General features: G+C 66.3%; 28 protein-coding genes. 10 read left to right on the forward strand and 18 right to left on the reverse strand.

The window, feature by feature from the left end; all coding sequences use genetic code 11:
- The first annotated feature begins 459 nt into the window (after positions 1 to 459).
- Together ABZX86_RS31220 and ABZX86_RS31225 are read left to right on the forward strand one after the other, a co-directional pair.
- Positions 460 to 1398: a hypothetical protein gene (locus ABZX86_RS31220; RefSeq protein ID WP_355128545.1), complete on the forward strand. Its 939-nt coding sequence runs from the start codon at positions 460 to 462 to the stop codon at positions 1396 to 1398.
- 87 nt (positions 1399 to 1485) lie between these two features.
- Positions 1486 to 2364, forward strand: a complete 879-nt coding sequence (locus tag ABZX86_RS31225) for a hypothetical protein (protein ID WP_355128547.1) — start codon at positions 1486 to 1488, stop codon at positions 2362 to 2364.
- A gap of 179 nt (positions 2365 to 2543) precedes the next feature.
- Here ABZX86_RS31225 and ABZX86_RS31230 read toward each other — a convergent pair whose 3' ends face one another.
- The gene (locus tag ABZX86_RS31230) at positions 2544 to 3077 is read right to left on the reverse strand and encodes a hypothetical protein (protein ID WP_355128549.1); all 534 of its coding nucleotides are present in this window, start codon (positions 3075 to 3077) and stop codon (positions 2544 to 2546) included.
- Positions 3078 to 3157: 80 nt separating this feature from the next.
- Positions 3158 to 3745, reverse strand: coding sequence for a hypothetical protein (locus ABZX86_RS31235; protein ID WP_355128551.1), 588 nt, complete (start codon positions 3743 to 3745; stop codon positions 3158 to 3160).
- Positions 3746 to 3898: 153 nt separating this feature from the next.
- Between ABZX86_RS31235 and ABZX86_RS31240 the strand changes: the two genes are divergently transcribed.
- From ABZX86_RS31240 to ABZX86_RS31250, 3 genes are all read left to right on the forward strand, one after another.
- A complete protein-coding gene (locus ABZX86_RS31240; protein ID WP_355128553.1) occupies positions 3899 to 4450 on the forward strand; it encodes a DUF4188 domain-containing protein in 552 nt (183 codons plus the stop codon).
- 51 nt (positions 4451 to 4501) lie between these two features.
- Positions 4502 to 5170 carry a low molecular weight phosphatase family protein gene (locus tag ABZX86_RS31245; protein WP_355128555.1) on the forward strand — a complete coding sequence of 223 codons (669 nt, stop codon included), beginning with the start codon at positions 4502 to 4504 and terminating at the stop codon, positions 5168 to 5170.
- 171 nt (positions 5171 to 5341) lie between these two features.
- Positions 5342 to 5743: a hypothetical protein gene (locus ABZX86_RS31250; protein WP_355128557.1), complete on the forward strand. Its 402-nt coding sequence runs from the start codon at positions 5342 to 5344 to the stop codon at positions 5741 to 5743.
- A gap of 72 nt (positions 5744 to 5815) precedes the next feature.
- Here ABZX86_RS31250 and ABZX86_RS31255 read toward each other — a convergent pair whose 3' ends face one another.
- The 11 genes from ABZX86_RS31255 to ABZX86_RS31305 all read right to left on the reverse strand — a co-directional run bounded on the left by ABZX86_RS31255 (position 5816) and on the right by ABZX86_RS31305 (position 17239).
- A complete protein-coding gene (locus ABZX86_RS31255; protein WP_355128955.1) occupies positions 5816 to 6667 on the reverse strand; it encodes an acyl-CoA thioesterase II in 852 nt (283 codons plus the stop codon).
- Between the two features lie 66 nt (positions 6668 to 6733).
- Positions 6734 to 8155 carry a pyruvate kinase gene (gene pyk, locus ABZX86_RS31260; RefSeq protein ID WP_355128559.1) on the reverse strand — a complete coding sequence of 474 codons (1422 nt, stop codon included), beginning with the start codon at positions 8153 to 8155 and terminating at the stop codon, positions 6734 to 6736.
- Between the two features lie 79 nt (positions 8156 to 8234).
- The gene (locus tag ABZX86_RS31265; protein ID WP_355128561.1) at positions 8235 to 8903 is read right to left on the reverse strand and encodes an amino acid ABC transporter permease; all 669 of its coding nucleotides are present in this window, start codon (positions 8901 to 8903) and stop codon (positions 8235 to 8237) included.
- Between the two features lie 32 nt (positions 8904 to 8935).
- Positions 8936 to 9694 carry an amino acid ABC transporter substrate-binding protein gene (locus ABZX86_RS31270; RefSeq protein ID WP_355128563.1) on the reverse strand — a complete coding sequence of 253 codons (759 nt, stop codon included), beginning with the start codon at positions 9692 to 9694 and terminating at the stop codon, positions 8936 to 8938.
- Positions 9695 to 9892: 198 nt separating this feature from the next.
- On the reverse strand, positions 9893 to 10420 hold the full coding sequence (locus ABZX86_RS31275) for a TM2 domain-containing protein (RefSeq protein ID WP_355128565.1): 528 nt from the start codon (positions 10418 to 10420) through the stop codon (positions 9893 to 9895).
- Positions 10421 to 10494: 74 nt separating this feature from the next.
- Entirely contained in the window at positions 10495 to 11685 is a 1191-nt protein-coding gene (lgt, locus tag ABZX86_RS31280; protein WP_355128567.1) for a prolipoprotein diacylglyceryl transferase, read from the reverse strand.
- A 137-nt stretch (positions 11686 to 11822) separates the two neighbouring features.
- Positions 11823 to 12623 carry a tryptophan synthase subunit alpha gene (gene trpA / locus ABZX86_RS31285; protein ID WP_355128569.1) on the reverse strand — a complete coding sequence of 267 codons (801 nt, stop codon included), beginning with the start codon at positions 12621 to 12623 and terminating at the stop codon, positions 11823 to 11825.
- Positions 12620 to 13903 (reverse strand): tryptophan synthase subunit beta, encoded by a 1284-nt coding sequence (trpB, locus tag ABZX86_RS31290; protein ID WP_355128571.1) that lies wholly within the window; start codon positions 13901 to 13903, stop codon positions 12620 to 12622. The genes trpA and trpB overlap by 4 nt, the downstream gene beginning before the upstream one ends.
- An 8-nt stretch (positions 13904 to 13911) precedes the next feature.
- The gene (trpC, locus tag ABZX86_RS31295; RefSeq protein ID WP_327140856.1) at positions 13912 to 14730 is read right to left on the reverse strand and encodes an indole-3-glycerol phosphate synthase TrpC; all 819 of its coding nucleotides are present in this window, start codon (positions 14728 to 14730) and stop codon (positions 13912 to 13914) included.
- A gap of 149 nt (positions 14731 to 14879) precedes the next feature.
- Positions 14880 to 15698, reverse strand: coding sequence for a TIGR02234 family membrane protein (locus ABZX86_RS31300; RefSeq protein ID WP_355128574.1), 819 nt, complete (start codon positions 15696 to 15698; stop codon positions 14880 to 14882).
- On the reverse strand, positions 15695 to 17239 hold the full coding sequence (locus ABZX86_RS31305) for an anthranilate synthase component I (RefSeq protein WP_355128576.1): 1545 nt from the start codon (positions 17237 to 17239) through the stop codon (positions 15695 to 15697). Before ABZX86_RS31305 ends, ABZX86_RS31300 begins: the two co-directional genes overlap by 4 nt.
- Before the next feature lie 298 nt (positions 17240 to 17537).
- Between ABZX86_RS31305 and ABZX86_RS31310 the strand changes: the two genes are divergently transcribed.
- The 4 genes from ABZX86_RS31310 (at position 17538) to ABZX86_RS31325 (ending at position 19711) form a co-directional block, all read left to right on the forward strand.
- Positions 17538 to 17789, forward strand: coding sequence for a hypothetical protein (locus ABZX86_RS31310; protein ID WP_327140859.1), 252 nt, complete (start codon positions 17538 to 17540; stop codon positions 17787 to 17789).
- A gap of 106 nt (positions 17790 to 17895) precedes the next feature.
- Complete coding sequence (locus ABZX86_RS31315) at positions 17896 to 18354, forward strand: peroxiredoxin (protein WP_327140860.1); 459 nt, start codon at positions 17896 to 17898, stop codon at positions 18352 to 18354.
- A 72-nt stretch (positions 18355 to 18426) separates the two neighbouring features.
- Complete coding sequence (locus ABZX86_RS31320; protein WP_355128579.1) at positions 18427 to 19038, forward strand: permease; 612 nt, start codon at positions 18427 to 18429, stop codon at positions 19036 to 19038.
- A gap of 130 nt (positions 19039 to 19168) precedes the next feature.
- Positions 19169 to 19711, forward strand: coding sequence for a MarR family transcriptional regulator (locus ABZX86_RS31325; protein WP_355128957.1), 543 nt, complete (start codon positions 19169 to 19171; stop codon positions 19709 to 19711).
- Positions 19712 to 19718: 7 nt separating this feature from the next.
- On the opposite strand, the gene hisI is transcribed toward ABZX86_RS31325, so the two are convergent.
- Genes hisI through priA form a run of 4 tightly spaced genes read right to left on the reverse strand, consistent with a single transcriptional unit; the run spans position 19719 to position 22397 of the window.
- On the reverse strand, positions 19719 to 20075 hold the full coding sequence (hisI, locus tag ABZX86_RS31330; RefSeq protein ID WP_355128581.1) for a phosphoribosyl-AMP cyclohydrolase: 357 nt from the start codon (positions 20073 to 20075) through the stop codon (positions 19719 to 19721).
- The gene (gene hisF, locus ABZX86_RS31335; RefSeq protein ID WP_355128583.1) at positions 20072 to 20845 is read right to left on the reverse strand and encodes an imidazole glycerol phosphate synthase subunit HisF; all 774 of its coding nucleotides are present in this window, start codon (positions 20843 to 20845) and stop codon (positions 20072 to 20074) included. Before hisF ends, hisI begins: the two co-directional genes overlap by 4 nt.
- Positions 20842 to 21660: an inositol monophosphatase gene (locus ABZX86_RS31340; RefSeq protein ID WP_355128585.1), complete on the reverse strand. Its 819-nt coding sequence runs from the start codon at positions 21658 to 21660 to the stop codon at positions 20842 to 20844. Before ABZX86_RS31340 ends, hisF begins: the two co-directional genes overlap by 4 nt.
- Positions 21661 to 21665: 5 nt before the next feature.
- A complete protein-coding gene (gene priA / locus ABZX86_RS31345; protein ID WP_355128587.1) occupies positions 21666 to 22397 on the reverse strand; it encodes a bifunctional 1-(5-phosphoribosyl)-5-((5-phosphoribosylamino)methylideneamino)imidazole-4-carboxamide isomerase/phosphoribosylanthranilate isomerase PriA in 732 nt (243 codons plus the stop codon).
- 139 nt (positions 22398 to 22536) lie between these two features.
- Here priA and ABZX86_RS31350 point away from each other — a divergent pair, with 139 nt between their 5' ends.
- Entirely contained in the window at positions 22537 to 23181 is a 645-nt protein-coding gene (locus ABZX86_RS31350) for an LppP/LprE family lipoprotein (RefSeq protein WP_355128589.1), read from the forward strand.
- 70 nt (positions 23182 to 23251) lie between these two features.
- Here ABZX86_RS31350 and ABZX86_RS31355 read toward each other — a convergent pair whose 3' ends face one another.
- On the reverse strand, positions 23252 to 23698 hold the full coding sequence (locus tag ABZX86_RS31355; protein WP_355128591.1) for a MarR family transcriptional regulator: 447 nt from the start codon (positions 23696 to 23698) through the stop codon (positions 23252 to 23254).
- Between the last annotated feature and the right edge of the window lie 58 nt (positions 23699 to 23756).

Here is a 23756-nt window from a genome sequence, read left to right on the forward strand (position 1 = left end):
ATACGTTCAGCACCAACAACCTTGCCGCGGCGGGCAATTCCGGGAGGGGTCCGATGATCGCCTGGCACCGAAGTCGATTCGCAGGCTGGCGGTGCGTGACGGATCGCGAGACTCTGAAACCGCTAGGCAAGTCGTCTCGGACGGTATGGTGACTTCACAAGGCATTTCTTGCAGTGCCCGAGAAGAATTATGCGTAAGGCATCGGCATTCGCCGTTTCATCAGTACTCGCCGCCGTTGGACTGACGCTGGCTACGGCGCCTGGGGTGCAGGCGGGTGTGGGAACACGCTGTCGGATTGGGGCCCGCACTGAACACCGCTACCTGTATCGGCAGTAACAGCTCCTTGGGGCAGGATCACCGTCAACCTCACCCTGTCAGCGAGAGTGCCAATTCACAACGCACATAGCCCCTTTCGGGCTCAGCGATTGACGATTCACCGCTCGGGACGCAGGATGCATCATGAGCTTCGAGACGGTCGTCTCCGCAACTGTTTTCAGCGTGGCAGTCGTGTCGACGGCGGCCGGGCTCATCGGAGTGACCCTGTCCCGGGCAACTCGTCAGCAGGCGGCTCTCGAGCACGCCAGGCAGATGGCGCAGGTGATCGTTGACGCGGGCGAGCCTGATGCCGACTCGGTAGCGGCTCGACCGCCGTGGCTGGACGGCGATGCCACGAGGAACTTCGCGGGGCGACCCGGATCTGCGCGAGGCTATGACCACCAGGCTCAGGGATACGGGCCACTGCCCCAGCAGCCGGAATATGGAGCACAGCCCGAACCCTCGGTATGGGGAGAACAGCCCGGGCCTCCGGTATACGGAGAACCGCCCCAAGCCGGACAACCCAACGGGCAGAGCATTGTTCGGGATCCCGGAGGCGACGCGTTCACCTTTCCCCGGGCCCTTCGAGCGCGCAGACCGGCAGGCAGGCAACTCGATCCGAATCGGCGATCACCGTCGAACGTCGACAACCTGCAGATCCACCAGTACTTCGACCACATCGACAGTGCCAGAAGCCAAAGCGCGATCTATTTCTGGACCTACCTGCTGTCGGGGCTCCTCGGTATCTGCGTACTTCTGACCGCCGCGGCGATCGCGATCTTCGGCAGCCGCGACGTCGCGATCTTCACGACGATCTGCGGCGCGCTCCCCACCGCGATATCGGCGATGTTCTACAAACGCGCGGGCGACCTCGACAAGGTGGTGCAGGACAACCTCGCACGACTTGACAGGGCAGTGGAGACCTCCAAACGAATGAAGGCGGCAAAAGGCGCTGCGGAAAGAATGCCCGCGGGCCAGGAACGCGAGCGAATGCTGAGCCTGATCGCGATCCGGCAGATGTTTCCCGACGCAACCCCAGCCGACATCGCAGCTCTCCTGCCGCAGATCCGCCGCGAGGTCTGAGCCTCGTTACCGGCAATCACACTCGGGAACCTCCCATGGGAACGAACGCATTGTGCGGGAAGTGCGCGGTGCGGCACAGTGACAGTCATGGGCGGCGATCTGGACGCAGCGTGGCGGTCGGTGCGCGAAATGCTCGGCGCGGCAGCCAAAGACGCCGGCGACGCTGCTGCCGCGGTGCCTGCGCAGGCCGCCCACGGCATTACCCGGATCGCTCTCGGGGCTGAAGCAACCGAAACAGCGAACGCAGCGGCGCTGGGGGCAGCATCATCTGATTTTTCCGGCGGAATCGCCAGCGCTGCAACGTCTTCCACCTATGTGCCCGGCCGCGATTTGATCGACGAGGTGGACTACAGCGCGCTGCGGCGGGCCGGGGGGACCGCGTCCTTGGGAACTTCCCCGACATTCGAGAAGATCCAGCGGCTGCAAGGGTTCGACGGGCCGGTCACCATCGCCACACCGCACGAGGTCGACGCGGCGGTCGCGGCGGGTGGGCAGGAGCTGTTCCGGGGGTTCGAGGAGGATCGCTACGTTGATGCCTTCGTCACCGACCCGGTGCGACCTGGCGGCGGTACCACTGGATCCGGGACGTATGCCTCTCCGCTGGAGAGCGTCGCACTGCACTACACCGATCCCGCTCGCACACAGGACCTCTCCACACGGCAGGCCCGCGTGGTGCGGATGGCGTTACGCCCTGATGCCAAGACGACCACTCTCCGTGCGCTCGAATCCGAACGCAACCGCACCCTGACGCAAGTCGCCCGGGAACTACGCGTCGTGCGCAATAAGGCGAACCCGACAGCCGGGGACACAGCTCGGTACGCCGCCCTCCTGGACAAAGAGCTGGCCTTTGCCGATATCGGCCAATACGGCGCCCTGCGCGGCTGGGACGCCATCGACGGATCCGACACCTGGCGAAACCGGGAGTGGGTCGTACTCAACCCGACTGCCCTGTTGATCCAACGCTGAAAACCACCGGCCATTCAGGCGGGCTGCCGATCGGTGTGTCAGGGAAGCTGCACAACCGCCTCCACGCCGCCCTCCGGGAGCTGTCACTCCTGTGTCCGAGTCCGGTTCGACCGGATTTGGACGGCGTGAATTCTCTTGCGGTGCAGGATCATCCACGCGCGCTGCGGCTGGTCGCTGCCTCAGGAGTAGTCCTCGAAGGACGGTGGGGTGTCGACTATTCCGCAGCTGCGGAGATCCGAGGCGGTGAAGGTGTCGTCGGCTCGGGGGCCCAGGAGGATGCGGAGGAGGTCTTCGAGGAGGTCCAGGTGGGCTTCCTTGGAGAGGGTCAGGAGTTTGTCGATGCGGGTCGAGGCCAGGACGACGCGTTTGCCCGGATCGCCTGCGGCTTCCAGGGAGCGCAGGAGCAGGCCCGCTTCGGGGTGGCCGGGGGTGCGCAGGGCCAGGCAGGACAGGACTGTGCTCTTGAAGTGCATGAACAGCACTGTGCCGCGCGGGATTTCGACCATGTTCTTCATATTCAGCTCGAGGCCGAAGAGTTCCTCGAGCGCGCCGAGGAGGCGTTCGCGGTGGATGCGGAGGGCGGCGTTGTAGGCGGAGTTGTCCTGGTGGTAACCGCCGATCGGGTCGGACCAATTCGCTTGCGCGAGAACGTAGGCCTCGGCGAAATCTCGCAGGCTGTATGTGCGCGGGGTGGCGGCGGTAGCGGAGCTCACGTACCGGAGGGTAGCCAGCGGACGGGCCTCGCCGCATGCCAATGGCGCGACTGTCGACCGAACCGGGCGAACCGGAACGCTTATGCGAGGTCGTTGTCCTGCAGAAAGCGGAACCAGCCGGCCGGATCGGTCAGATCGGCGGCACTGACGAATTCGCCGTAGCGCGGGCCGATCATGCACTCGTCGAAGAAGGTCAGCAGATCCGGCGCGACGATGCGGGTGGTGTCCACGTCACCGGGGCGGGAGAACTGGTGGTCGGCGAACATGACCTCGCCGGTCATCAGCGAGACCAGGAATTTGTCGTCGGCGACCGATCCGACCGCGAGCCAGTGCTCGTCGTCGCGGTGCGCCCAGCCGTGCGGGTCCATGATCTCGCCCTTGTCGAAGGTCTGGAACAGGCTGATACGCCCCGACTTCGGATGTGCGGTGATCCGGTACAGCTCCACCATGGCGCGGGGCAGGGTCAGCTCGTCGAGCCCGGCCCGCGCCTCGGCCGGGAGATGCCCGGAGGCGAAGTAGTACTCCATCGTCCGGTGATAGCCCGCGAGCTGTTCGGCATCGTCCAGTTCGACACCGGGCGGGAATTCGGCCCGGAGGTAGCGGCCACGCGACAGCACGGACCGCAGCCGGTCCACCTTCTCGGAAACCTCTACGAAGAGCGCACTCACCGGCAAGACACTACGGACCGGGCATCGAGCGGTGTGTAGGGCCGTCTCGAGCGGCCATATCGACTGCGTAAATGGCCGTCGAACCGGATAAGCGGGATAATTCGTATAACCGCACAGGCCGAGTACACGGCCGCGGCGATGTGGAGGTCCCGCATGCGGGTCAACAGGGTGACGGCAGATCTGTCCGAGTACCCGGATCTGGTTGTCATACTGCTCGGGATGCGGGTGCATCGGCCGCGCGGAATCCTGCGGCTGATCGGTGTGGGCCCCAAGCTGTACCGCTCGCACGCGGACCGGCCGGACGGATTGCTCTCCCACGAGGATGTGGTGTGGTCGCTGTTCCCACCGCACTGGGGCGCCCGGCAATACTGGCGCGATCTGGAAAGTCTCGAACGCTGGACCCGTTCCGAACCGCACCGGATCTGGTGGCAGGAATTCCTGAAGAACTCCGGCGGCACCGGTTTCTGGCACGAGGCGTATTTCGCGCGCGGCGGAATCGATTCGGTCTACGACGATATGGCTCCGGTGGCCGGACTGACCCGATTCGCACCGACGGTGCCCGCGCGCGGGCGGCTCTTCTCCACGCGCCAGCGCGTGCGCGGAGCAGCACCGGAGGTGCCCTCGGTGGTTACGGAGAGCTCGTATTACGAACAGCAGGCGACCGACACTCAGCGACCGGATGAACTTCCCGGTCGAACCGTGTGACAAACCCTTCCAGGCATTTTCGTAACCGAATCGTGAGCATAGGTTGGGCGAATGCATGTGCTCTTCGTGTGCAGCGGAAACGTTTGCAGGTCTGTCATCGCCGAGCGCCTCACGCTGGCGGTGGCCGCCGAACACGGGCTACAGGAGCTATCCGCCGAAAGCGCGGGCGTGCGGGCGCTGGTCGGCTTCCCGGCGGAACCGCTTGCCGCGCAAACCATTGCCGGACTCGGCGGCGACGCGAGCGGTTTCAAGGCCCGCCGGCTGAAACCGGAGATGGTGCATCGCGCCGATCTGGTGCTCACCATGACCGAGAAGATTCGCGATCAGGTGCGGGAGCAGACGCCCGAGGCCCTCGCGCGCACCTTCACGCTGCTGGAGGCGTACCGGATCGCGAAGGTCAGCGGTGCGCGCACGGTGGTCGGACTGCATGCCGCCCGCGACGATCTCGCCTATGTGGGACGCGAGAACATCTCGGACCCGGTCGGTCTCAAGGCGCAGCAGTTCTGCGAGGTCGGCGATCGCATTGCCGAGGCGCTGGTGCCGCTGCTGCTGGCCCTGCACGCGCATCAGCATCCGGAGGCCACTATCCGGCCCCGCGCCACGACCGCCGGCACGACGCGCCCGGCCCTGCTCGTCCTGCCGGGTGGACGCGCCGATACGGGCGAATTGCCCAAGCGGTCAATCGAACCCACCCATCACGCGGCGGAATCCGCCGGGTAGGAGCACATTCCGCGATTTTCGGAACCCCTTACCTATTCCACTTCGGCGTAACCGGGATTACGCTGGACCCAGCGTGTCAATACACCTGTCTGCCCGCTAAGTCCGGTAAGGGATTACACTTCCGCGCGGAACACCACCGCCGGTGGTTCGACACAGGAACAGGACTCAGACATGCCGAAGCGAATTTCGGATGTTTCGCTCCATGTTTACGTGACACCGCAGACCCTCCACCGCGTCACCGAAACGGTGTGCCGCGTCGTGGATGAGTACGTGGACGATCGCGACATCTTCGCCTGGCGCTTCACCCTTCCGGTGGAGTGCGACGATCCCACCCATACGGTTCTCGAAACCCAGTGGCGCCTGGACAATCCCGACGCCGACCCGGGTGAGCGCCGTACCTACGAGATAGCGCTCAGCCTGGTCGGTGATTCCCGCCAGCTCACCAAGGCGGGTATTGCACGGCTGGAACAGCGGCTCATCCTCGGCCTGTCCGCCGACGAGCCGATCCCCTATATCGTGCACGCACTGCAGCGCGAGAACTTCGAGCTGGAAGAGAACCGCGAACTCATCTGAGCCGCGCGGATCCGCACACAAGTCAGGCCGCACCCTGTGGGTACGGCCTGATTTTCGCGTGCTCGAGCTCAGCTATCCCCGCGCCGGGAAGTGGCGAATCACGCCCTCCTGCACCGTGGTCGCGAGCAGTTCGCCGCCGCGCGCATAGAAATGCCCGCGGGCCAGCCCGCGCGATCCGGCGGCCACCGGCGATTCGGTGGCGTACAGCGCCCAGTCGTCGAACCGGAACGGCCGATGGAACCAGATGGAGTGATTGACCGTGGCCGCGATAATGCGGTCCAGCCCCCAGGACAGCCCGTGCGTGGTGATGATCGAATCGAGCACCGTGGTGTCCGACGAGTACGCCAGCGCCGCAACGTGGATCAGCGGATCGTCCGGCAGCCGCCCGTCGGCGCGCATCCACACCCGATTGTGATTGAGCTTCTCCCCCGTGCCCTTGAGGATCCAGGCCGGATCGTTCGTGTACCGCATATCGATGGGATGCGGTGCCTTCACGAACATTTCGAGCTTGTCCTCCAGCCCGGCGAAGGACTCCTCCACGCGCGGAAGGGTTTCCGGGTCGGCGACATCGGGCAGCGGGGTCCCGTGCTCGAGACCCTTGCCCGAATCCTGGAAGGCCGCCAGCATGACGAACAGTTCCTGTTCGTCCTGGACGGCCGTCACCGTGCGATTGGCGAACGAGCGCCCGTCGCGATGCCGGTCGACGTGGTATTCGATCGGCTTCTTGGGGTCGCCGCCGCGCACGAAGTGCGCATTGACGGCGTGCACCGGGCGACCGGGTCCCACCGTGCGCCCGGCGGCGATGATCGCCTGCGAAACCAGCTGACCGCCGAACGTCCGGCTCCACACCTTCGAAGGGTGCTGACCGATGAAGATGTCCGGCCCGTGCTCCTCGAGATCGAGCAGTTCGAGCAGTACTTGCAGATCAGCCGACGGGCCGGCGACGGAGTCGTCCGAACCCGAAACAGCTTCGCCTAGCGATGCACTCACCTAGTGGTCCTCCTCGCCGATACGGTGGACGTGAATCATATTGGTGGAGCCCACGGTACCCGGCGGGGACCCGGCCACGATGACGACCAGATCGCCCTTCTTGTAGCGGCCGATCGACAGCAGGGCGGAATCGACCTGGTGGATCATCTCGTCGGTGGTGCCCACCGGCGGCACGATGAAGGTTTCGGTACCCCAGGTCAGGGCCAGCTGATTGCGGATCACCGGATTCGGGGTGAAGGCCAGCAGCGGCAGCGGGGTGTGCAGGCGGGCCAGGCGGCGCACGGTATCACCGGACTGCGTAAAGGCCACCAGCGCTTTGGCATTGAGCCGCTCGCCGATATCGCGGGCAGCGTAGGAGATGACGCCCCGCTTGGTGCGCGGCACATGGGTCAGCGGCGGCACCCGGGTGGAGGATTCGGACTCCACGGCGTGCACGATGCGGGCCATGGTGCGCACGGTCTCAATCGGGTAGTCGCCGACCGAGGTCTCACCCGAGAGCATGACCGCGTCGGCGCCGTCGAGCACCGCATTGGCGACATCGGAGGCCTCGGCGCGGGTGGGCCGCGAGTTGGTGATCATGGACTCCAGCATCTGGGTCGCCACGATCACCGGCTTGGCATTCTCGCGGGCCATCTGGATGGCCCGCTTCTGCACCAGCGGCACCTGCTCGAGCGGCAGTTCCACGCCGAGGTCGCCACGCGCCACCATGATGGCGTCGAAGGCCAGCACGATGGCCTCCAAATTGTCGATGGCCTCAGGCTTTTCGAGCTTGCCGATGATCGGCACCCGGCGGCCGACCCGGTCCATGATCTCGTGCACCAGCTCGACATCGGACGGGGAGCGCACGAAGGACAGCGCGATGAAGTCGACGCCGAGCTGCAGCGCGAATTCCAGGTCCTCGATGTCCTTTTCGGACAGCGCCGGCACGGAGACGTCCATACCGGGCAGCGAGACGCCCTTGTTATTGGAGACCGGGCCGCCCTCGGTGACCCGGCAGACCACATCGTTGCCGTCGACGCGTTCGACGGTCAGCCCGATCTTGCCGTCGTCGACCAGCAGGCGGTCACCGGCCTTGGCGTCGTTGGCGAGCTCGCGGTAGGTGGTGGAGACACGGTCGTGGGTTCCCACGATGTCGTCGACGGTGATTCGAATTTCCTCACCGGTCGCCCAGACGGTCTTGTTCTCGATGAATCGGCCCAGTCGAATCTTCGGTCCCTGCAGATCGGCGAGAATGCCGACCGTGCGGCCGAGTAGATCGCTTGCTTGGCGTACCTTTTTGTAATTCTCGGCGTGGTCGGAGTGTTCGCCATGGCTGAAATTCAGCCGCGCCACATCCATACCACTCTCGACGAGTTCACGAATTCGGTCCTCCGACGACACCGCCGGGCCCATTGTGCACACAATCTTCGTTCGTCGCATCACATCATCAACCCTAGACCTGCGCTCATCGTCCCGCTGACCGGGCACGCGAAGTTTGCCGAACGTTCCAGCTAACTGCCGGTCAGCGCGCTACATGGCGGGCGAGCCGGGTCTCCAGGCGGGTCTGGCCGAAGCCCAGGAACAGGCATATTACCCAGTAGTAGAGTGCCGCAACGCCGTAGAGGGCGAAGAAGTCGAAGGTGGGCGCGGCGGCCAGCTGCGCGGTGCGCAACAACTCGGTGACCAGAATCGTGGACGCCAGCGAGGTGTCCTTCACCAACGAGATCAAGGTGTTCGACAGCGGTGGCACGGCAATACGCGACGCCTGCGGAAGGATGATCAATCGCAACGCCTGCGAATAGGTCATACCAACCGCATAGGACGCCTCCCACTGCCCGTGCGCCACCGAAAGAATGGCGGCGCGAATGATCTCCGCCGCATACCCGCCGACATTGAGGCTGAAGGCGATGACCGCCGCCGGGAACGGGTCGATGAGGATATGGAACTGCGGCAGCGCGTAGAAGATGATGAACAGCTGGACAAGCAGCGGGGTACCGCGAATGACCGAAATGTAGAACCGGGCCGCCGCCGACAGCAGCCGCATCTTCGACATCCGGGCCAGCGCCACGAACAGCGCCAGCACCAGGCCGATCACGAAGCTGACGGCGGTCAGCGGCAGCGTCTGTTTGACCGTGGCCTCCAGCATCGGCCAGAGGTTCTGCCGGATCAGCGCCCAGGTATCCGGATCCATCGTCGAGTCGCCCTCGAATCTCGGTGTGGCCCTTACTTGCTGACGTCGGTGCCGAAGTACTTCTCGGAGATCTTGGTGAGGGTGCCGTCCGAGCGCAGCTGATCCAGCGCGGTATTGATCTGGTCGATCAACTGCTGCGAATCCTTGCGCGCGGCGAAGGCCTGCTGGCTGGTCTCACCGGTCTTGCCGGCCACGTGCACGCCGGTGTCGCCGGTCTTCTTGCTGTACTCGCCGACGGCCAGGGTGTCGTTGACGGTGGCATCGACGCGGCCGTTCTTGAGCAGCTGGATGGCCTGCACAAAGCCCTCCACACCCTCGACCTTGCAGCCGGCGCCGGAGGCGACCTTGCTCCAATTGCTGGTGGAGGACTGGGCGCAGGTCTTGCCGTTCAGATCGGCCAGCGCGTGAATGCCCGCGTTATCGGTCTTGGTGACGATGACGCCCTCGGAGGTGGTGTACGGCTGCGAGAGCGAATACTTCTGCGCGCGTTCGGGATTGACGGTCACCTGATTGGCGACGAGATCGAAGCGCTTGGACTCGAGGCCCGCGAAGATGGCGTCCCACGGCGTCTGCACGAATTCGACCTTGCGGCCCATCTTGTCGCCGACGGCCTTGATGACCTCGACGTCGTAGCCGGTGAGGTTGCCGCCGTCCTGATAGCTGAACGGCGAGTAGGTGCCCTCGGTACCGACCTTCAGCACATTGGGGTCGTTGCTGCTACTGCTACACGCGGTGAGCCCCGCGGTGGCGGCGACAATGGCGAGCACGGCGGCGAACAGCTTACGGCGCACGGGCGACTACCTCTCCTCGAGCGTGGGCAACCACGCGGCAGACAAGACTGTATCCAATTGCCCCTCCGCTTCGCTCCGGGGCGGGTTCGCGGCCCCGAGTCCCGGTTCTTCCCTCCTCCGCTCCTCCGCTTCGCTCCCCCGCTCCGTCAGTCCAGAACCGGGACGGCCGCGAACCGACAGAGTGGGGCGATTGAGAAGTCAGTCCTTGAGGGGACGGCCCTGCAGGTCCGGGACCTTGCCGGTGAGGATCATGATGCCGTCGATGAGGGCCCAGATGCCGCAGCCGCCGCACGTAAGCAGCTGCAGCACACCGATGGTGGTGTAGCCGAGGTAGAAGCGGCCGATGCCGAAACCGCCGCACAGCAGCTGCAGCAGGCCCGCGGTCAGCTTGCTCTTGTCCGAGAACGGCACGCCGTAGATGTCGCGGCCGTACGGGGCCTCCGCATCCGCGCCGTACGGCATGGGCTGGCCGAATCCCGGCTGCGGCTGGCCGTACGCGGGCTGCTGACCATACGGCTGCTGGCCGTAGCCGGGCTGCTGGGGCTGGCCGTATCCCGGCTGCTGGCCGTAACCGGGCTGCTGCTGGTCATATCCGGGCTGGCCGTATCCCGGCTGCTGCGGCTGCCCGTACGGCTGCGGCGGCTGCTGTCCGTACTGCGGGCCGGTGCCGGGCGCGCCGTACTGCGGGCCGCCCTGCTCCGGTTGCTTGTTGAATGGGTCCGTCACTCGAGTCCTCCTGAATCGCGGGCCGCACGGCCCCCATGTGCTGAACCCGCCGTGCGAATCTCGATACGCGGCGGTCAGGAGTCATTCTTGCCGGAAGAGACCGGTTTCGTCGCCTCGAATTCGACCGCCGGCTCGGAATCGCCGGATTCGGAAGTGTTATCGCCGTTCGTCTCGGATTCGTTGCCGGTCGAAGGAGATTCAGACTCGGACGAATCGGACTTTCCCAGTTCTACGGACTGCGCTTCGGTCTCGGCGTCCGCTCCGGCCTCCGCCTCGGAGGTGCGGGCCTCGGCGGCCGCCGACTCCGCGGTCGCCCCGGTGCGCTCGGCACCGTAGGCGCGCAGGGCGCCCAGCTGCCACGGCAGCGGCCGGTACACGCCCGCCTGCACCTGCTCGGGCGTCTCGCGGCCCTTGGTCGCGAAGATGAAATATGCGACGGCACAGACGAACACGATGGCCGAGGTGAAGGTGTTCACGCGCAGACCCAGAATGTGGGTGGCCTCGTCATCGCGCAGCAGCTCCACGAAGAAGCGGCCGAAGCAGTAGACGGCCACATACAGCGCGAAGAGCCGCCCGTGCCCGATGCGGAATTTGCGATCGAGCAGGATCAGCGCGGCCACGCCCAGCAGATTCCACACCAGTTCGTAGAGGAAGGTCGGCTGCACGATCTTCTCGGCAGCGCCGCTGGCGATGCCGTTCATCATGTCCAGCCCGCCGTTCTTGTCGAAGCGCTGGTAGATCTCCAGACCCCACGGCACGGTGGTCTCGCGGCCGTACAGTTCCTGATTGAAGTAATTGCCCAGGCGGCCGATGGCCTGCGCCAGCAGAATGCCGGGTGCGATGGCATCGCCGAAGGCGGGCAAGGGAATTCGGTAGATGCGGCAGCCGATCCAGGCTCCGATGCCGCCCAGCAGCACCGCGCCCCAGATACCCAGGCCGCCCTGCCAGATCTTGAGCGCGTCGAGCGGATGGCCGCCCTCGCCGAAGTACTTCTGGTAGTCGGTGGCCACATGGTAGAGCCGCCCGCCGATCAGGCCGAACGGCACCGCGAACATGGCGACATCGAGCACCATGCCCGCCTGCCCGCCGCGCTGCTGCCACCGCTTCTCGCCCCACCAGATGGCGGCAATGATGCCGATGATGATGCAGATGGCGTAGGCGCGCAACGGGAACGGGCCGATGTCCCATACGCCGCGGGGCGGACTGGGAATGTAGGCCAGCACGTCGGAGGCCGAAACATTGTCGGCCAGGGCTCGTATGGTCACGCGCCCACCGTAGCGGAATTACCTGAGTGCACAGTTCGCCCGGGTAGCGCGCCGCCGACGCAGTGGCGAACAACCTGATTCCGGGGTGCGAAAAGGGCGCGCATCGAGTCGATGCGCGCCCTTTTCCACACTCGAGGTCAGGAGGTCACAGCCGCCGAACGCACGCCCTGTGCGAGCTCCGCGGTCAGTGTCCGCACCGCGTCCAGGCCCTGACCGGCGGCACTCACCAGTGCCGAGCCGACGATGACACCGTCTGCGTAGGAAGCGATTTCGGCCGCCTGCGCACCGCTGCGCACACCCAGGCCGACACCGATCGGAATATCGGAGTGCGCGCGAATGCGCGCGCACAGCGCCGGAGCCATGGAGGACACCGCATCACGCGCACCGGTGACACCCATGGTGGAGGCGGCGTACACGAACCCGCGCGAGGCCTCCAGTGTCTTCACCAGGCGCTCCTCCGTGGAGGACGGAGCCACCAGGAAGATGCGGTCCAGGTTGTAGGTGGACGAGGCGACGAACCAGTCGTCGGCCTCCTCCGGAATCAGGTTCGGCGTGATCAGGCCGAGCCCGCCCGCCGCCGCCAGATCGCGGGAGAAGGTGTCGACGCCGTACTGCAGCACCGGATTCCAGTAGGCCATGACCACGGCCTTGCCACCGGCCTTGCTGATGGCCTCCACGACCTTGAACACATCGCGCACCCGCACACCACCGCGCAGCGCCTGCTCGGCGGCGGCCTGGATGGTCGGGCCGTCCATCACCGGATCGGAGTACGCGACACCGACTTCGATGACGTCACAACCGGATTCGACCATGGCGACGCAGACGTCGATGCTGCCCTGCACATCCGGGTATCCGGCGGGCAGATAGCCGATGAGCGCGGCGCGATTGTCCTCGCGGCAGGCGGCAAAGGTATTGGCGAGACGGGACTGCTGGCTCACTGCTGCTCCTCCGGCTTGTCGAAGAGCCCGAACCATTTGGCCGCGGTGTCCATATCCTTGTCACCGCGTCCGGACAGATTCACCAGAATGATTGCGCCCTCGCCCAATTCCTGGCCCAGCTGCAGCGCACCCGCAACAGCGTGCGCCGATTCGATGGCCGGAATGATGCCCTCGGCGCGGGACAGCAGCAGCAGCGCGTCCATCGCCTCGGTATCGGTGATGGGGCGGTACTCGGCGCGGCCGATGTCCTTGAGCAGCGCGTGCTCCGGGCCGACGCCCGGGTAGTCCAGACCCGCGGAGATGGAATGCGAGTCGATGGTCTGACCGTCCTCGTCCTGCAGCAGGTACGAGTAGGCGCCCTGGAAGGCGCCCGGGCGACCACCGGCGAAAGTGGCTGCGTGGCGGCCGGTTTCGACACCGTCGCCCGCGGCCTCGTAGCCGATGAGCCGCACGCCGGCATCGTCGATGAAGGAGTGGAAGATGCCGATGGCATTGGAACCGCCACCGACACAGGCGACTACCGCATCGGGCAGCCGTCCGGTGTGGGCCTGCACCTGCACCCGCGCCTCCATGCCGATAATGCGCTGGAAATCGCGCACCATCAGCGGGAACGGGTGCGGCCCGGCCGCGGTGCCGAAACAGTAGTAGGTCTCGTCGGCATGGGTGACCCAGTCGCGCAGCGCCTCGTTGATGGCGTCCTTGAGCGTCTGCGAACCCGTTGTCACACTGATGACTTCGGCGCCGAGCAGGCGCATGCGGGCCACGTTCAAGGCCTGCCGGGCGGTGTCGACCGCGCCCATGTAGATGACGCATTCCAGGCCCAGCAGCGCGCACGCGGTGGCGGTAGCGACGCCGTGCTGGCCCGCGCCCGTCTCCGCGATGACGCGGGTTTTGCCCATGCGCTTGGCGAGCAGCGCCTGCCCGAGCACATTGTTGATTTTGTGAGAACCGGTGTGGTTCAGGTCTTCTCGCTTGAGCAGGATGCGAGCGCCGCCCGCGTGCTTGGCGAGATTGACGCATTCGAACACCGGCGACGGGCGGCCGGTGTAGTCGCGCTGCAACCGGTCCAGCTCGTGCAGGAAGTTGGGGTCGACACGCACCTTGTCGTATTCGGCGGTGACCTCTTCGATCACGGCCATGAGCGCCTCGGGCACATGCCGGCCGCCGTAGACGCCGAAGTGGCCCCCGGCATCCGGCTCGTGCAGGCTCTTGTGCGACACGCCTTCGCTGGCCTGCGGGAGGCCGGCGTTCTTGCCGAGAATGTCGTTCGTCTGTGTCATCGGCTCTCTCACCGGCCCCGGCGAACCGGCTTCGGGCAGGACGGATGGGTTCCGGCGGTCACCAGCTCGGCCACCGCGGCACGCGGATCGCCGCTGGTCACCAGGCCCTCGCCGACGAGCACGGCATCCGCGCCCGCACCGGCGTAGGCCAGCAGATCGGCGGTGCCGCGGATACCGGATTCGGCAATGCGGATCACATCACTGGGCAGACCGGGTGCGATGCGCGCGAACACATCCCGATCCACCTCGAGGGTCTTGAGGTTGCGGGCGTTCACACCGATCACGGTGGCGCCGGCCTCGAGGGCGCGGTCCGCCTCTTCCTCGGTGTGCACCTCGACGAGCGCGGTCATACCGAGTGATTCGGTGCGGTCGATGAGCGAGGACAGCACGTCCTGCGGCAGCGCCGCCACGATCAGCAGAATGACATCCGCGCCGTGCGCGCGGGCCTCGTGGATCTGGTACGGGCCGACGATGAAGTCCTTGCGCAGAACCGGAATGTCGACCACGGCACGCACCGCGTCGAGGTCCGCGAGCGAACCGCCGAAGCGGCGCTGCTCGGTCAGCACGCTGATGATGCGCGCGCCGCCGTCCTCGTACGCACGGGCCAGTACGGACGGGTCCGGAATGTCGGCCAGGGCGCCCTTGGAAGGACTGGACCGCTTCACTTCGGCGATCACGCCGATACCCTCTTCGTGCAGCGCCGCCTTGGCGTCACGAGGAGAGACAGCCGCGGCGGCGGCCTTCTTGACAGCCTGGAAATCCAGGAGGGCTTCCCGTGCGGCGACATCCGCACGGACCCCGTCGAGAATCGAGTCGAGTACCGTCATCTGGCTCGAATCCTTTCTGGGGAGACGGACTTGCTGCCTGAGAATCCCCCCAGGCGCTGTCTCACCGATGCTGATAAAGAGTAAATGGCTATCTTCGCGCCGCTGACGGCGGGGGCGGTACCGGGAGCGACGCTGCTCCCCCGCCCAGTTCAAGCGGGCTTGTGGCCCGCGGCGCCGCTACCTGGATCATCGTGTGCGGCAGCGGTATCGGTTTCCTCGTCGGTAGGATCCGCGCCCGCGTCGAGGGCGTCCCACAGCACCCGGCCCGAGAGTTGTTCCGGCGGCGTGTCCTGTGACCCGGATTCCGCGGCACGCTGCACTGCGTGATGTTCGGCAACCTGTTCGGCCGCCTCCGATTTACGGAAGACCGGATTGTCATATTTGCCCGACATGCGCGCGCTCTCGGAGGGCATGCGTGTCAGCAGCACACCCGCCAGGAAGGCGGCGACCGCACCGACCATGGTCAGTACGGCGGGCAGTGTCGAAGTCTGCGCCGTACCCACATGCTCCCAGGTGCGCAATTCGGCCAAACGCCCGGCCCGCTCGGCGGTCTTGCCCTGCCCCTGCAGCAGCGCGTACGCGGGCACCGCCGCCACCGCCGCCAGCACGGCCACCACCACACCGATGATGCGGCGCAGCCAGCCACGCGTGGCGAAGACCGCGGCAATGGTCGCGATCAGCACCAATGCCAGCGGAGTCAGGGCGCCGAACCAGGTCGCGCCGGACAGATGCACAGTCTTGGGCGGCCCGAGCTCGCTGATGACCTCCACACTCACCCAGGTCATCCGCGACGCGACCCACAGCAGTGCGGCCGCGACGGCCAGGAGGGCCACCGCGCCGACCGGCTTGGGCTTCTTCGCCGCCACCGCACCCTCCGCGTCCGGCTGCGTCACGGGTGCTTCCGCCGGTTCGCCGGTCGGTTTCGGTTGTGCCGCCGCGGTTTCCGGGTCGGCCTCCGGATCGCTCATAGCGCGGTCCCGTTCGGGCGGTAGGCGCGTACGGTGCCCGCCGCGGCGATGGCCTTGAGCACCGCCATCGCCTTGTTGCGGGATTCGACGTCCTCGTACTCCGGATTCGAATCGGCGACCACGCCCGCCCCCGCCTGGACATAGGCGGTGCCGTTCTTGATCAGTGCCGTGCGAATGCAGATGGCGGTATCGGCGTCACCGGCGAAATCGAGATAGCCGACCACACCGCCGTAGATGCCGCGGCGGGTGGGCTCGAGCTCCTCGATGAGCTCCATGGCCCGGACCTTCGGGGCGCCGGAGAGGGTGCCCGCCGGGAAGCACGCCTGCACCGCGTCGAAGGCCACCTTGCCGGCGGCCAGCCGGCCCGAGACGGTCGAAACCAGATGCATGACATGGCTGTAGCGCTCGATATGCCGGTATTCGGTGACACGCACGGTGCCCGGCTCGCACACGCGGCCGAGGTCGTTGCGGCCGAGATCGACGAGCATGAGGTGCTCGGCGTTCTCCTTCTCGTCGGCGAGCAGATCCTTCTCGAGGAGCAGATCGTCCTCCTCGGTGCTGCCGCGCCAGCGCGTGCCCGCGATCGGATGTGTGGTCGCCACACCGTCCTTCACCGTGACCAGCGATTCGGGGCTGGATCCGACGATGGAGAACGCGGTGCCGCCGGAACCGTCCGGAATGTGCATGAGGTACATGTACGGGCTCGGATTGGACGCGCGCAGCATGCGGTACAGATCCAGTGGCGTACCGCCGTACTCCATTTCGAAGCGCTGCGAGAGCACCACCTGGAAGGCCTCGCCGGCCTCGATCTCCTTGACCAGGCGGCGCACGCCCGCGCCGAATTCGTCGGAGGTGCGCTGGCGGCGGAAGTCCGGTTCAGGTTGTTCGAAGACCGAGACGGTGGAGTCGGCGGGTGCGGCGAGGGCCTCGGTCATGCGATCGAGCCGGGCCACCGCATCGTCGTAGGCCTCGTCCACCCGCTCGTCGGTGCCGTTCCAGTTGACGGCATTGGCAATGAGCGTGATCGCGCCCTCGTGGTGATCGAAGGCGGCCAGATCGGTGGCCAGCAGCAGCACCATCTCCGGCAGTTCGAGATCGTCGGCGGCGAGGACGGGCAGCCGTTCCATCCGGCGCACCGCGTCGTAGCCGAGGTAGCCGACCATGCCCCCGGTCAGCGGCGGCAGCCCGGGCAGCCGTTCGGTCTGCAGCAGCTGCAGCGTTTCGCGCAGCGCGCGCAGCGGATCACCGCCGGAGGGCGCATCGGCCGGACTCTGCCCGAGCCAGGCCGCTTCCCCGTCCACCACGCTCAATGCCGTGGGGCTTCCCGCACCGATGAACGACCATCGCGACCACGATCGCCCGTTCTCCGCGGACTCCAGCAGGAAGGTCCCGGCCCGGTCCGCGGCCAATTTGCGGTAGGCCGAGAGTGGAGTCTCCGAGTCCGCCAACACCTTTCGAACCACCGGGACAACCCGATGGTCGGCCGCCAGGAGCCGGAACTGTTCGCGGGAGGTGGTGGAGGTGTGAGAGGCACCGAGCATTCACCCATCATTCCAGGCCCACATCAAGGATCGTGGCCCGGCTCGGTCTGGACTGACGGAGCGGGGGAGCGAAGCGGAGGAGCGGAGGAGGGAAGGCCGAGCTTGCAGGGCCGCGACCCGCCGGAGCGCAGCGTAGGCAAATTAAACAGAGCCGGGAGCGCTGCGGTGGCGAATACACGGTGCGGTCAATCATGGAGAGGTCGCCACGCGGTATCCCAATCGAGAGGAGTTCAACAAGATGTACCCCTCGCAACCGGTCGCACCGGAGGGTCCACGGCACGCAGCTCCGCAGGTAGGCATGGGTTCGATGCCCGGTCAGCCGCCGCGGATGATGGGCATGAATCAGCAGGGCGGCGGCAAGTACAGCGCCATCGCCTCGTTCGTCACGTACGTCAAGGCGCTGGAATCGCTCGATCCCCGCTCCTTCCCGGACGAGTACGCCGAGCACACCGATCGCATTCGGGAGCTCAAGCCCTTCCTGCGGGCGCACGGCATCCTCGACGTCATGAACATCAAGAACCCGGAGGTCGCGGCGCTCATCGGTGCATAATCGTGAGCCGGACCCCGATCGTCGAGCAGCCCGCGCACGGACCGAGTCAGACCGGTCCGTCCGCGGGCTGATTCGTATCCGGTGCGGATCCCGTAACCTCCTGCGTATGAAGCCAGGCCAGCTCGCCCCGCAGTTCGAGCTTCCGGACCAATCCGGCACTCCCCGATCCCTCGATTCGCTGCTTGCGGACGGACCGGTCGTGCTCTTCTTCTACCCCGCCGCCAATACCCCCGTCTGCACCGCCGAGGCGTGCCACTTCCGGGATCTGGCAGGCGAATTCAAGGCCCTGGGCGCCTCGTGCGTGGGCATCAGCGCCGACGCCGTCGACGTGCAGTCCGGTTTCGCGGAAAAGCAGTCGCTGAACTACCCCGTGCTGTCGGACGTGGGCGCGAAGGTCGCCGCCGAGTACGGCGTGAAGCGCGGCCTGCTGGGCGCGCTGATTCCGGTCAAGCGCACCACCTTCATCATCGATCCCGACCGCACCGTCGCCAAGGTGATCAATAGTGAACTGCGCGCGAACGTCCATGCGGACGAGGCATTGCAGTTCCTGCGCGATCGCGCGTGAATTAGGTCTGATGCCCGATTGGTCCGGAGTGGCGCGACGGACGTGCCGCCCGGTCCGGCATACGCTGGACCTATGACTACGCCCAGCCCGGATGTGCCCGAGCACAAGCGATCATCATTCGTCACGTGGCGCAATCGCATTATCGCGCTGGTCGTGGCGGCGGTCGTGCTGTGGGTGTCGTATCTGATTCTGGCGGCATTCATTCCGCGGTGGTGGGCGCAGCGCATCGCCGAAAACGTGCACGGGAGTTTCGCCAAGGGCATCTGGTCGGGTCTGGCGATCGGCGTGGTGTGCACCGCGCTCCCGCTTTTCCTGTTCCTGCTCGCGGGAATGACCTGGCGGAAACGGGGCGGTCCGTTTATTGCGGGCGCTTCGGCCGTTTTGGCCGTTGTCACCGCCATCCCCAATTTGATGACGCTGACCATCGTGCTCGGCGACTCCAATGCGGCGCACGCCGGAGAACGCATTCTCGACGTCGATGCACCGGGTTATCGCGGCGCGGTCCTGGTGGGCGCGATTGTGGCCGCCGTACTGTTCCTGCTGGTGGCATTTCTCTTGGCGCGCAGGCGAATCCGCAAGCATCGCGCCGTGAAGCAGCGGCCGGATCAGGAAAAGCCGCGCATATCGGCGGAGAATCCCCCGAATACCCCTAATCCCGCAGCACCCGGCACCCATGAATTCTGATCCGCGACACGCGTGATGGATGTCACGTCATTCAGCAACGCCGTGACTGATGAGCGAAATCGTGGCAAACTTTGATTTGCGGGTGACTCGCTGTTGCTGCTCCACCGGCCGCCGGACCGGCCAGCACACCATGTCACTTGGCTGCTACGAGAGGGCTGGCACGGTGACAAAGTGGTTGAATCCCATGGAACAGCGAGCTTGGCGTGCCGTAATCGCGCTGACCACCCGACTTCCCGCGGCCCTGGATACCCAGCTTCAACGTGAGTCCGGGATTACCCATTTCGAATACTTCGTGATGACTCTGCTCTCCGAAGAACCAGGCCACCGGTTGCAACTGAGTGAGCTTGCGCAAAAGGCAAACGCATCGCTATCGCGTCTTTCCCATGTGATTTCCAAGCTCGAGCGTTTGGGCTGGGCCGAGCGTGTCAGCATCTCCGGTCGGCGCGGCGCCCAGGCCGTGCTCACCGATGTCGGCTACCACAAGATCACCGATGCCGCGCCCGGATATCTGGAGTGCGTGCGCGGCTTGGTCTTCGACGGGCTCGACAAGGAGGAGACCAGACAGCTGCTCGAAATCAGCGAGACCCTGGTCGCGCAATTGGACAAGGGTACGGCGCGCGGTGCGGGGCGATCATCCGGCAACCAGGATGTCGATACCCGCGACAAACGTTAGCGCGCAGTCAGAGCAGTGTGTCGCCGCGCGCCAGCAGCACATCGGTATCGAAGCAGGTGTGCGTGCCGGTGTGGCAGGCCGCGCCCTCCTGATCGACGATGAGCAGCACGGTATCGCCGTCGCAGTCGAGGCGCACCTCGTGCACGTACTGGGTGTGACCCGAGGTCTCCCCCTTCACCCAATACTGTTGCCGCGAACGCGAATAGTAGGTGCCCTTACGGGTTTCCAGGGTGCGCGCGAGGGCCTCGTCGTCCATCCAGGCCATCATGAGCACATCCCCGGTCGCGCGCTCCTGCGCGACGGCGGCGAACAGGCCGTCGTCATTGCGCTTGAGGCGGGCGGCGATTGCGGGATCCAAACTCACCGGACCACGATACCTTCGGTGCGCATGGCGTCCTTGACCTGGCCGATGGTGAGGTCGCCGAAGTGGAAGACGCTGGCGGCCAGCACCGCGTCCGCACCGGCCTGCACGGCGGGGGCGAAATCATCGACCTTGCCCGCGCCGCCGGAGGCGATCACGGGAACGGAGACCGCGGCGCGGACGGCGCGGATCATGGTGAGGTCGAAGCCGGCCTTGGTGCCGTCGGCATCCATGGAATTGAGCAGGATCTCGCCGACGCCGAGTTCGGCGCCGCGCACGGCCCATTCGACGGCGTCGATACCGGTGCCGCGCTTACCGCCGTGGGTGGTGACCTCCCAGCCCGACGGGGTCGCGGGCTGACCCTCGGGAACGGTGCGCGCATCGACCGACAGCACAATGCACTGCGAGCCGAAACGCTCCGACATCTCGCGCAGCACTTCGGGTCTGGCGATGGCGGCGGTGTTCACCGAGACCTTGTCCGCGCCGGCGCGCAGCAGGCGGTTCACATCCTCCACGGTGCGGACGCCGCCGCCGACGGTGAGCGGGATGAAGATCTGCTCGGCGGTGCGGGTGACCACATCGATCATGGTGCCGCGGTCACCGGTGGAGGCGGTGACATCGAGAAAGGTGAGCTCGTCCGCGCCCTGGGCGTCGTAGGTGGCGGCGAGTTCGACGGGATCGCCCGCGTCCCGCAGGTTTTCGAAGTTCACGCCCTTGACCACGCGGCCCGCGTCCACGTCCAGGCACGGAATCACGCGTACTGCCAATGTCATTGCTCAGCCTCTCCTCGGGCACGATCGGCTGTCGCATTGATCATGTCCAGTAATTCCTCGTGCACGCCGGGCGCGGCCGCCAGCACCGAACCGGATTCGATATTCCAGTCCCGGCCCAGCAGATCGGTGACCACGCCGCCCGCGGCGCGCACCAGCGCCACGCCCGCGGCATTGTCCCAGGGGTGATGGCCGAAGACCACGGCGCCGCCCAGCACGCTGGATGCGGTATACGCCAGGTCGATTCCCGTCGAACCGTGCATGCGCACCCGGCCGGACAGGCGGCTCAGCGCGCCCAGCAGATTGAAGCGGAAGATGCCCGGAATGCGGCCCGCGCCATCGATATTGAAGGCGCCGAAGCCGATCATGGCGGAGGACAGCGTCTTCCGCTCCAGACTCGGCAGGGGTTTGCCGTTCAGGAATACCGGACCACCGGTCACCGCGGCATAGCGCTGGCCGAGCCCGGGCAGCCAGGTGAGGCCGAGGACCGGCTCGCCCTCCTGCACGAGCGCCAGCAGCATGCCCGAAAGCGGGTGGCCCGCAGAGTAATTGAAGGTGCCGTCGATGGGGTCCAGGACCCAGGCGGTGCCGGAGGTCAGCTGGGGGCCGCCGAATTCCTCACCGTGCACCGGGAATCCGGTGCGCTCGGTCAGCTGCTTCGAGAGGGTGCGCTCCAGCTCCAGGTCGAGTTCGGTCGCGAAATCGCCGGGGCCCTTGTCGACAGCGCTGGGTGCGCCCACACCCTCCACGAAACGCGGTGCGGCAGCGTCGAGTACATCACTGGCAATGGTGAGCAGCTCGGCGAGTTCGGCGGCCATCGGGCTCAGCGCACCGCTACAAGGGCTTCGGGCAGGGTGAAGCGGCCCGCGTACAGGGCCTTGCCGACGATCGCGCCCTCCACACCGTCTTCGACCAGGGTCGCGATGGCGCGCAGATCGTCGAGGGTGGAGACGCCGCCGGAGGCGATGACCGGTGCGTCGGTGGCATTGGCCACATGCTGCAGCAGATCGAGATTGGGGCCGGTCAGGGTGCCGTCCTTGCTGACGTCGGTGACCACGTAGCGCGAGCAGCCGTCCCGCTCCAGGCGCTCGAGCACCTCCCACAGATCGCCGCCGTCGGTGACCCAGCCGCGGCCGCGCAGCCGGTACTCACCGTCGATGAGCTTCACATCCATGCCGACCGCGATCTTGTCGCCGTATTCGCCGATGGCGCGGGCGCACCATTCGGGATCCTCGATCGCTGCGGTGCCGAGATTGACCCGCGCGCAACCGGTCGCCAGCGCCAGCTTCAGCGACTCGTCATCGCGAATGCCGCCGGACAGCTCCACTTTCACATCGAGCTCACCGATCACCTGCGCCAGCAGCTCCCGGTTCGAACCCTTGCCGAATGCCGCGTCCAGGTCGACCAGATGCACCCATTCGGCCCCATCGTGCTGCCAGGCGAGGGCGGCATCGCGCGGCGAACCATAACTGGTTTCACTGCCCGCCTCCCCCTGAACCAGGCGCACGGCCTCACCATTGGCGACATCGACGGCAGGTAGCAGCACAAGACTCACGCAAGCATCCTAGTGGTTACCGCGGGATGCTCCGTCGTCGGCCTGGGCAAATAACGCAATTCGTAAACGCCGCGGGCTACCGTCCTGATAAAGCAGGTGAACGTCCGTTCGGCGATTTCGTCTCAGGGAGGAACGGCATATGTTCCGTCAACTCATCTTCGGCACCGCGGCCCTCGCGCTGACCGGACTGCTCACCGCCTGCCAATCGGATCCGCCGGTCCCGCCCTCGGCGCCCGTGGCCCTGTCCTCGATCCCGCCGGCAACAGCGGGCGGCGCGTCCACAACGGTTGCCGCGCCCACCACGGCCGCCGCACTCTCGGCAACCTCTCCCGCCTCGAACTGCGGCCGGAACCTCTCCGCCCCCGAAGTGCACAATGCCATCGCCGCACAACCACCGGTGCAGAACGACTCCGGCGCCCCGTGGACGTGGGCCCCCACCCCTATCGACGGCAACTTCGACCCTTGCCGCACCCTCTCCGCCGCCCTCATCATCATCGAAAGCGGCACCGCCAGTTCACCGATGCAGGTCCTGCTCTTCCACCAGGGCAGCTACCTGGGCACCGGCACCTTGAAGTGGCGCTCGTTCATCAGCATGGACCCCACCCGCACCACCGACGACACCGTGGCCGTCAAATACCGCCTCCCCGGCACCTGCGACGCCTGCAGCGACGGCACCGACTACTGCGTCCAATACCACTGGACCGGCAGCAAAGTCGACATGATCGGCACACCCCCCGACGAATCATCCACCGGCACCGAAATCCCCGGATCCACCCGCTGCTGACACCGCACTCCGACGAAACAGCCTGCCGCACTGCCGAACAGCGCTTTTTCGGTTGCCGGAGGGTGCGAGTTCAGGTGTGGGAATCGAGGATTCGGGTGAGGGTCAGCACGAAGTTGGCGCGTTCGGCGGCGGTGAAGCCGGGGAGGAGTTCGGATTGGGCGACCTCCAGGCGGGTGTCGAGGTCTGCCAGGTGGTCTGCGCCGGCCGGGGTGAGGGTCAGGACATTGCGGCGGCGGTCGGCGGGATCGGGGGTGCGGTGCACAAAACCGCGATCGGCCAGCTCGTTCACCGCCGCAACGACATCACTGCGATCGATCCCGGTACGGCGCCCGACCTCGGCCTGGCTACCGGGTCCGAGCTCATCGAGCGTCGCCAGCAACGCGTAGTGATACCGCCGCGATCCCGTCTCCTCGAGCGCACGCTCGGTCGCCCGATTGGCCAGGATAGCCACCTGACCGACCAACCGCGTAGGCAGCGCCCGCAACCGACCGGACCCTCCCCCAACCGCATTCTCCATACCGGCAATCTAGCCGGATCACCGTCCCGGCAGCCCGTATCCCCACCGCACAGCCCGC

Origin of the sequence: Nocardia sp. NPDC006630, assembly GCF_040611495.1 — a bacterium.
Taxonomy (GTDB): domain Bacteria; phylum Actinomycetota; class Actinomycetes; order Mycobacteriales; family Mycobacteriaceae; genus Nocardia.